General features: G+C 41.9%; 8 protein-coding genes and 4 tRNA genes. 10 read left to right on the forward strand and 2 right to left on the reverse strand.

Translation table 11 applies throughout. The features are described 5' to 3' along the window. Nucleotide 1: 1 nt before the first annotated feature. Together prfA and hemA are read right to left on the reverse strand one after the other, a co-directional pair. The gene (prfA, locus tag AABI99_RS06860) at nt 2-1,087 is read right to left on the reverse strand and encodes a peptide chain release factor 1 (protein ID WP_338364784.1); all 1,086 of its coding nucleotides are present in this window, start codon (nt 1,085-1,087) and stop codon (nt 2-4) included. 7 nt (nt 1,088-1,094) lie between these two features. Continuing rightward, nucleotides 1,095-2,351 (reverse strand): glutamyl-tRNA reductase, encoded by a 1,257-nt coding sequence (gene hemA, locus AABI99_RS06865; RefSeq protein ID WP_338364785.1) that lies wholly within the window; start codon nt 2,349-2,351, stop codon nt 1,095-1,097. Nucleotides 2,352-2,434: 83 nt separating this feature from the next. On the opposite strand from hemA, the gene lolB reads away from it, so the two are divergent. The 10 genes from lolB to AABI99_RS06915 all read left to right on the forward strand — a co-directional run bounded on the left by lolB (nt 2,435) and on the right by AABI99_RS06915 (nt 8,565). Further along, on the forward strand, nt 2,435-3,022 hold the full coding sequence (lolB, locus tag AABI99_RS06870; RefSeq protein ID WP_338364786.1) for a lipoprotein insertase outer membrane protein LolB: 588 nt from the start codon (nt 2,435-2,437) through the stop codon (nt 3,020-3,022). A 2-nt stretch (nt 3,023-3,024) separates the two neighbouring features. Next, nucleotides 3,025-3,882, forward strand: a complete 858-nt coding sequence (ispE, locus tag AABI99_RS06875) for a 4-(cytidine 5'-diphospho)-2-C-methyl-D-erythritol kinase (RefSeq protein WP_338364790.1) — start codon at nt 3,025-3,027, stop codon at nt 3,880-3,882. 88 nt (nt 3,883-3,970) lie between these two features. Then, nucleotides 3,971-4,918, forward strand: a complete 948-nt coding sequence (locus AABI99_RS06880) for a ribose-phosphate pyrophosphokinase (protein ID WP_338364791.1) — start codon at nt 3,971-3,973, stop codon at nt 4,916-4,918. A gap of 151 nt (nt 4,919-5,069) precedes the next feature. Continuing rightward, entirely contained in the window at nt 5,070-5,684 is a 615-nt protein-coding gene (locus AABI99_RS06885; RefSeq protein WP_338364793.1) for a 50S ribosomal protein L25/general stress protein Ctc, read from the forward strand. Nucleotides 5,685-5,702: 18 nt separating this feature from the next. Continuing rightward, the gene (gene pth, locus AABI99_RS06890; RefSeq protein WP_338364796.1) at nt 5,703-6,287 is read left to right on the forward strand and encodes an aminoacyl-tRNA hydrolase; all 585 of its coding nucleotides are present in this window, start codon (nt 5,703-5,705) and stop codon (nt 6,285-6,287) included. 33 nt (nt 6,288-6,320) lie between these two features. Beyond that, nucleotides 6,321-7,412, forward strand: a complete 1,092-nt coding sequence (ychF, locus tag AABI99_RS06895) for a redox-regulated ATPase YchF (protein WP_338364798.1) — start codon at nt 6,321-6,323, stop codon at nt 7,410-7,412. 728 nt (nt 7,413-8,140) lie between these two features. Continuing rightward, a tRNA-Met gene (locus tag AABI99_RS06900) sits at nt 8,141-8,217 on the forward strand. A gap of 66 nt (nt 8,218-8,283) precedes the next feature. Then, nucleotides 8,284-8,368: transfer RNA gene (locus tag AABI99_RS06905), tRNA-Leu, on the forward strand. Between the two features lie 40 nt (nt 8,369-8,408). Then, nucleotides 8,409-8,483: transfer RNA gene (locus tag AABI99_RS06910), tRNA-Gln, on the forward strand. 5 nt (nt 8,484-8,488) lie between these two features. Next, nucleotides 8,489-8,565 (forward strand) — tRNA-Met (locus tag AABI99_RS06915). Nucleotides 8,566-8,704: the final 139 nt, after the last annotated feature.

Genomic DNA, 8,704 nt, shown 5'->3' on the forward strand with positions numbered 1-8,704 from the left:
ATTACTCATCACCCATAGCGGCAAGTAAATCGGCTTGATGCTCTTGCATTAGAGGGTCAATAATTGCGCCTAAATCGCCGGTTACCACTTCATTTAAACGATAAAGTGTTAAGTTAATGCGGTGATCAGTAATACGCCCTTGCGGGTAGTTATAGGTACGAATACGCTCAGAGCGGTCACCACTACCAACTAGATTACGACGCTCAGAAGCCTCAGCCGCATGGCGTTTTTCATCCTCGGCTTGCTGTAAGCGCGCTGATAGCACCGACATTGCTTTAGCACGGTTTTTATGCTGCGAACGTTCATCCTGACATTCAACCACAACGCCCGTTGGGATATGGGTAATACGAATAGCTGAATCGGTTTTATTTACGTGTTGACCACCCGCGCCCGAAGCTCTAAATGTATCTACTTTTATGTCGGCGGTGTTTATTTCAATAGCTTCTGCTTCTGGAATTTCCGCCATCACAGCAACCGTACACGCAGAGGTATGTACACGCCCTTGCGATTCAGTCTCTGGCACACGTTGAACACGGTGTGCGCCCGATTCAAACTTAAGCTTACCGTACACCCCTTCGCCGCTAATATTGGCAATCACTTCTTTGTAACCGCCATGCTCACCTTCATTGGTGCTTACTACTTCAACTTTCCACTTTTGTGTTTCGGCGTAACGGCTATACATCCTAAATAAATCACCAGCAAATATAGCAGCCTCATCACCACCCGTACCGGCGCGTACTTCTAAAAACACATTGTTATTATCTTTAGGATCTTTAGGGAGCATCAATACTTGCAATTCATCTTCAAGAGAAGTTATTTGTGCTTTAGCTTCTTTGTATTCTTCTTGTGCCATTTCACGCATGTCAGGGTCTGAATCTTTAAGCATTTCTTCAGCCGTCGTCACGTCATCTTGCGCTTGTTGGTAAGCTAAAAAAGTTTTTACAATTTCTTCTAGCTCAGCGTATTCTTTTGAAAGCGCACGAAAGCGGTTTTGATCACTAATGACCGACGGATCGCTTAGTAGCGCTTGCACTTCTTCGTAGCGCTCAACTAAGGTTTCTAATTTACGATATACAGACTCTTTCATTTAACTGTTATTCCTGATCAATACCTAACATTTTTTTCAACTGAGTTAGTTGGGCCACTTCACCGTTTTTAGCCGCATCTTGAATTGCACGGGTAGGCGCGTGCATTAAGCGATTGGTTAATTTATTGGCCAACTCTAATATAATTTTTTCGGCGTCTTTACCTGTATTTAACTGACTCACTGCCCGCCCTACAAGTTCTGACTTAATGGTTTGTACGTCGTTTCGGTAATGGCGAATTAAATCAACCGAATCGAGAGAGCGAATCCACATTTCAAATTCTTTTACGCGTTCGCTTATAATTAATTGTGCTTGCTCTGCAGCTTGTTCACGCGCGGCCATATTCTCGCTCACAATAGCTTGTAAGTCATCAACCGAATATAAATAGGCGGCATCTAACTCGCCAACTTGGCTTTCTATATCGCGCGGTACAGCAATATCAATAAACAGCATAGGTTTATGGCGGCGCTGTTTAAGTGCTTGCTCCACCACTCCTTTACCTATTATAGGCAAAGTGCTGGCTGTGGAACTAATCACAATATCGGCTTTGTGCAAACGCTCTGGTAATTGCGCCAGCGCTATAACATCAGCCGAGACTTCCTGTGCTAAACCCCGTGCACGTTCAATGGTTCTATTAGCAACCGTTATCTGCTGTGGCTCATTTTGGTATAAGTGTTTAGCTACAAGCTCTATTGTTTCGCCAGCGCCTATTAGTAACACATTGGTCTTATCAAGCTTGCCGTAAATATGCTTTGCTAAATTAACCGCAGCAAATGCCACAGACACAGCACTGGCACCAATATCGGTGTCGGTACGAACTTGCTTCGCGACCGAAAACGTTTTTTGAAACAACCTATCAAATTTGACGCCAACAGCATCATGTGTTTTGGCACTATGGTAGGCCTGTTTTATTTGACCTAAAATTTGCGGCTCACCTAAAACTAACGAATCTAAGCCGCATGCAACACGCATTAGATGATTAATGGCCGCATCGCCTTGATGACAGTATATATTTTTGCTCAGTTCGAGTTCATCCAAACCATGGAAACTGGCAAGCCATGCCAGCAATGCTTGGGAATTTGACTGCTCAAGGCTACAATAGAGCTCAGTGCGATTGCAGGTAGATACAATAACGGCTTCGTTAAAGTTGGCATGACCGCTTAATTGCTGGAGCGCCTCAGCCATTTGCTCAGGCGAAAAAGCCACTTTTTCACGTAATTCTACGGATGCGGTTTTGTGATTTATACCAAGTGCTATGATGGTCATATTTGCCAAATATTACTGCGCCCTACTTTAAAGGCGGTAATTTTATCAAAAATCAGCGGAATATGGAAAGTAAGGAACAACATTTGATTAGACATTATTTAATTTTATTCACTCTTTATTTGTTTTTAGCGGGCTGCGCCCATCAAATAGGTACTAAAACAACGCTTTACGATGATTGGAAACCCCGTTTAGCAGCACAACAAAGCTGGCAAGCACAAGGTAAATTAGCTTTTATAAGCCCTGATGAACGCCAATCTGCAAACTTAAATTGGCAACAAGACGAAAAACAAAACAAATTAGTGCTCACTACATTTATTGGTACTCGTATATTGTCACTTAAACAAACCCGCACTGGTGCGGTACTCGATTACGACGATAAAACATACACAGATACTAACGCCACGTTGTTATTAAAGCGCTTAACCGGTTTTGACCTACCAGTTGATAACGCCGCTGACTGGTTAAAAGGCACGTTAATCTCGCAAACATTAAAAGTAGACGAACTTGACCGTGCACAACAAGTTATTTGGTACGATAACAGCAATAAAAAGTGGCAAATAACATATTCAAACTACAAGCAACAAAGTGGCTTTTGGGTCCCTGGCAATGTCACGCTCAAACATCAGCAAATTAAAATCAAAATTCAACTCTACAATTGGCAATTTAATTAAGTATGAATACTAAAACAGCTTTTTCGGTGATTGCACCGGCAAAACTTAACTTATTTTTACACATCAACGCACGCCGTGATGACGGCTATCACGAACTCGAAACCTTGTTTACCTTTTTAAATTTTGGCGACACGCTTGATTTTTCATTAAATGAAGCACCCGCCATCGTAATTACAGGTGACACCAAGGGCATTGAAGATTGCGACAACCTTATTTATAAAGCCGCTTCGCTATTAAAAGAACACGGTAACATTTCATCGGGGGTAACAATAAACCTCACTAAACGCTTACCTATGGGTGGCGGTGTTGGCGGCGGCTCATCTGATGCTGCAACCACATTACTTGCGTTGAATAAACTGTGGAATACCCAACTCACTACAGATGAGTTAGCAAACATTGGCTTACAACTGGGCGCCGACGTTCCGGTATTTATACGAGGTAAAAGCGCTATAGCACAGGGTATTGGCGAGCAGCTAGTTGATGTACAGCTGGAGCAAAAATGGTATTGTGTTGTGCACCCTAATCAACATGTAAGTACCGCCCAAATATTTACTCATCCCGAGCTTAAGCGCGACACGCCAAAGATTTCAGGCGATTGGCGAACTCATAAATTAACCAACGATTGTGAGCCTTTAGTCAAAAAGCTCTGCCCCGAGGTTGAAAAAACCCTGCAGTGGTTGCTAAAATACGCCCCGTCGAAGATGACCGGAACAGGTTCATGTTGTTTTGTTGAATTTGCAAGTCAAGTTCAAGCACAAGATGTACTTGATAACCTCCCCCATAATTGGCAGGGTTTTGTTGCTTCTAGCGCAAATGTCTCACCTGCTCATACGGAGCTTACCGCCATATTCGATCAATGAAGTAACGTACAAGTAATCATAAGTTAACGCGTAGTAGGGTTACCTATTACCCGTTAGTCCAAAAATTCAGTGCCTGAGGAACCCTACCGTGCCTGACATGAAGCTCTTCGCTGGTAACGCAACACCTGAGCTAGCTCAAAAAGTTGCAAAACGTTTGTATATTGAATTAGGCGATGCTGTTGTTGGCCGTTTTAGTGACGGTGAGATCAGTGTTCAAATAAATGAAAACGTTCGTGGCTCGGATGTTTTTATCTTGCAATCAACCTGTGCCCCTACTAACGATAACCTAATGGAACTTATCGTTATGGTTGATGCTCTACGACGTGCATCAGCAGGTCGTATTACTGCAGTCATTCCTTATTTTGGTTATGCACGTCAAGACCGTCGCGTACGTTCTGCGCGTGTTCCAATCACCGCTAAAGTTGTTGCCGATTTCTTATCAAGTGTTGGTGTTGACCGTGTTCTTACGGTTGACTTACACGCCGAGCAAATACAAGGTTTCTTTGATGTACCTGTAGATAACGTATTCGGTAGCCCTGTACTGCTTGAAGATATGGAAGAGCGTGAGTTTGAAGACGTTGTTGTAGTATCGCCAGATATTGGTGGTGTAGTACGTGCGCGTGCTATTGCTAAGCTACTTCACGACACAGACCTTGCTATCATTGATAAACGTCGCCCTCAAGCAAACGTTTCTCAAGTAATGCATATTATTGGTGATGTTGAAGGCCGCGACTGTATTATCGTAGATGATATGATTGATACCGGTGGCACTTTATGTAAAGCCGCAGAAGCACTTAAAGAACATGGTGCTAAACGCGTATTTGCCTATGCAACACACCCTATTTTATCGGGTAAAGCCGCAGAGAACATTCGTAACTCTGTGATTGATGAAGTAATTGTAACTGACTCAATTCCGTTATCTGATGAATTAAAAGCCCTTGATAATGTAAAGGTACTGACCCTTGCTGACATGTTAGCCGAAACAATTCGTCGCATCAGCAATGAAGAATCTATTTCAGCGATGTTTGAACATTAAAATCACACATCTGCTTGAACACATAAGCGCCTTTTGGCGCTTTTTTTGTATGTGTTGTTTATTTTATCGGGGGGCGGTGTTATGATAGCGCGCCTTTTGGGTAGGGACCTTGGTCGCAAAGGCCCTAACACTTTTAATTATTGGAGACATTATGTCTAACGAAACTTATACTTACAACGCTGAACTTCGCGTAGAAACTGGTACTGGTGCGAGCCGCCGCCTACGTCGCGAAGACAAAGTACCTGCTATCCTTTACGGTGCAGATAAAGAAGCGGTATCGCTTACTCTTGCTCATAAAGACATGATCAAAGCACAAGAAAGCGAAGGTTTTTACACGCACATTCTTACGCTAAATGTTGGCGGCGAGTCTGTTGAAGCTATCTTAAAAGATATTCAACGTCACCCATACAAGCCAAAAATCACTCACCTTGATTTCCAACGTGTAGATGCAACTCACAAGCTAGTAACTAAAGTTCCTCTTCACTTCATCGGTGAAGAAGTAGTAACTAAAGCTGGCGCAACTGTTGTTCACCAGTTAACTGAAGTTGAGATTTCTTGTCTTCCTAAATCTTTACCAGAATTCGTTGAAGTTAACGTTTCTAAATTAGTAGTTGGTGATTCAGTTCACATTTCTGACCTTGAGCTTCCTGCAGGCGTTCAGTCTGTTGAGCTAGGTAAAGGCGAAGGCCACGACCTGTCAGTAGTAACTATCAAAGCTAACAAAGCAGCTCCAGCTGAAGAAGAAGCTTCAGACGCTGCTGAATAATATTTAAGGTCTTGCACCTTGAATTCTATTCAAATGCTTGTGGGCCTGGCTAATCCAGGCCCCGAATACGCAAACACACGCCACAATGCAGGTGCATGGTTCATTGAAGAACTTGCCGCACGTTACAACTGCACGCTTAAACACGATCCTAAATATCACGGCCTCACAGCCAAAGTGATCATCCAAGGCCAAGAATTCAAATTATTGATCCCCACCACCTACATGAACTTAAGTGGTAAAGCGGTCAGTAGTTTAGCCAATTTTTTCAAAATCCCCGTGGAGAACATACTTGTTGCCCATGACGAAATGGATTTAGACCCAGGCGTTGCCAAACTTAAAAAAGGCGGCGGTCATGGCGGTCATAATGGCTTAAAAGACATTATTGCAAAAATGGCAAACCAAAAAGATTTTATGCGCTTACGCATAGGTATCGGTCATCCAGGGCATCGTGAAATGGTCACAGGTTGGGTGCTTGGAAAAGCAGCCAAAGAAGACCAACAAAAAATGGATGCCGCGGTTGATGAAGCAGTTCGTTGTATGGAAATACTTGCAAAAGATGGTGTGTTAAAAGCACAAAACAGACTACATTCTTTTAAACCATAATCGTTTAAACGAATCTTAACAAGGTATCTTACTATGGGTTTTAAATGTGGCATCGTTGGCTTGCCTAATGTTGGTAAATCAACGCTTTTTAATGCACTAACTAAAGCGGGTATTGAAGCCGCTAACTTTCCTTTTTGTACCATCGAACCTAACACAGGTGTAGTACCGGTACCCGATCCTCGCTTAAACGAGCTAGCAAAGATTGTAAATCCTCAACGCATCCTACCTACCAGTATGGAATTTGTTGATATTGCTGGTTTAGTGAAAGGCGCGTCGAAAGGTGAAGGGTTAGGAAACCAATTTTTAGCAAACATTCGTGAAACGGATGCAATTGGCCATGTAGTTCGCTGTTTTGAAGACGAAAACGTAATTCACGTTGCAGGTACAATTGACCCTGCTGACGATATTGATGTTATCAACACCGAATTAGTACTTGCTGATATGGACAGCGCTGATAAAGCTATTTTCCGTAATGCTAAAAAAGCGAAAGGCGGCGATAAAGACGCTAAAGAGCAAAATGCGGTACTTGAAAAAGTAAAAGCGCATTTAGACGAAGGTTTAACACTTCGCTCTTTAGAGCTTACTAAAGAAGAAAAAGCAGCTATTAGCTCAATTAACTTCTTAACTATTAAGCCTACCATGTACATTGCTAACGTAGCTGAAGATGGCTTTGAAAATAACCCACACCTTGACCGTGTGCGTGCTATTGCTGAGTCTGAAGACGCAGTCGTTATTCCGGTGTGTGCTGCAATCGAATCTGAGCTTTCTGAACTAGATGAAGAAGACAAGCTTGAATTTATGGCAGACCTTGGGTTAGACGAACCAGGTCTAAACCGTGTTATTCGCGGTGGTTACGAACTATTACATTTACAAACCTACTTCACTGCAGGTGTAAAAGAAGTACGCGCGTGGACTATTCCAGTAGGTGCAACTGCACCGCAAGCTGCTGGTAAAATTCACACCGACTTTGAACGTGGCTTTATTCGCGCACAAACTATCGGTTATGACGACTACATTGCCTTTAATGGCGAAGGTGGTGCTAAAGAAGCGGGTAAAATGCGTCAAGAAGGTAAAGAGTACATTGTTAAAGATGGCGATGTGATGAACTTCTTGTTCAACGTATAATTACGCTTAAAACACTCTGTTTATAAAAGCCCGCTTAATGCGGGTTTTTTTATACTTATACTTTAGCAAAACTTACTTAAAACACACATAACCGCAATCACTTTTAGTTTTTACTAATATCTAATGACGCTAGACAGCTGAACGCATCACTAAATAGGCAACAGATTCTCATTTAGGACAAGTGAATAACACATTTCTTTGCCCGGCTACCAACATTTTTTGGCTCTGAAATAGATCACTTCATTAAACAAATTGGTAAAAGTCGAGTTTAATCTGTAATTGAATAAAATCTCATGATATGCAAACTTAGAGTGAGTTAAACAATGTCCACTATTGATCCAATTGTTGAATCAAAGCGTCATTTTTCAGAAATAACTCAGTCGGTGCCTCTACTAATCAATAACTCGTCTTATTTTTAGGTATCGAAACACTATTAAATAGTAAAAATAATTAATACACTGAGTTTAAATAAAGCTTAATTACAATTTAGCTGTTTAATTTACAAGCAATTTTTATATCAACAGTTTTAACTTGCACTAACTTGGTGTACTTTGGCAGTTGATTTGCAGTTAAAAAAACAGCAAATTTATTAAAATTTAGTCTCTTAGCTTAATTTTCCTGCAAACAAACCCTGTTAAGTGTTTTTTTGCAAAAAAGGTGTTGACGGATTTGGGTCATATCAGCATAATACGCCCCGCACTCAGCGATGAAGTGATAACAAAAGAGATGGCTAAGTAGCTCAGCTGGTTAGAGCACATCACTCATAATGATGGGGTCACAGGTTCAAATCCCGTCTTAGCCACCATTTTCTTTTGCTGCTCAATGAAGAGTTTAAAATAACTACCTTCCTTTGATTATTCAAAGTGAAAATGCGGGAGTGGCGGAATTGGTAGACGCGCTGGATTTAGGTTCCAGTATCTTAGGATGTGAGAGTTCAAGTCTCTCCTTCCGCACCATGTTCTCGATAAGAACTAAAACTATCAATTAATTCTTTGTTGGGATATCGCCAAGCGGTAAGGCACCAGGTTTTGATCCTGGCATTCCCAGGTTCAAATCCTGGTATCCCAGCCAACAATGGCTAAGTAGCTCAGCTGGTTAGAGCACATCACTCATAATGATGGGGTCACAGGTTCAAATCCCGTCTTAGCCACCATTTCTTTTTTGAAGTGGCTCTGCAAGAGTTAAATTGCAGCTCAATAAAGAGTTTAAAATAACTACCAGTGTTTATTAAACACAAAAAATGCGGGAGTGGCGGAATTGGTAGACGCGCTGGATTTAGGTTCCAGTATCTT

Source organism: uncultured Pseudoalteromonas sp. (genome assembly GCF_963922945.1).
Lineage (GTDB): Bacteria > Pseudomonadota > Gammaproteobacteria > Enterobacterales > Alteromonadaceae > Pseudoalteromonas.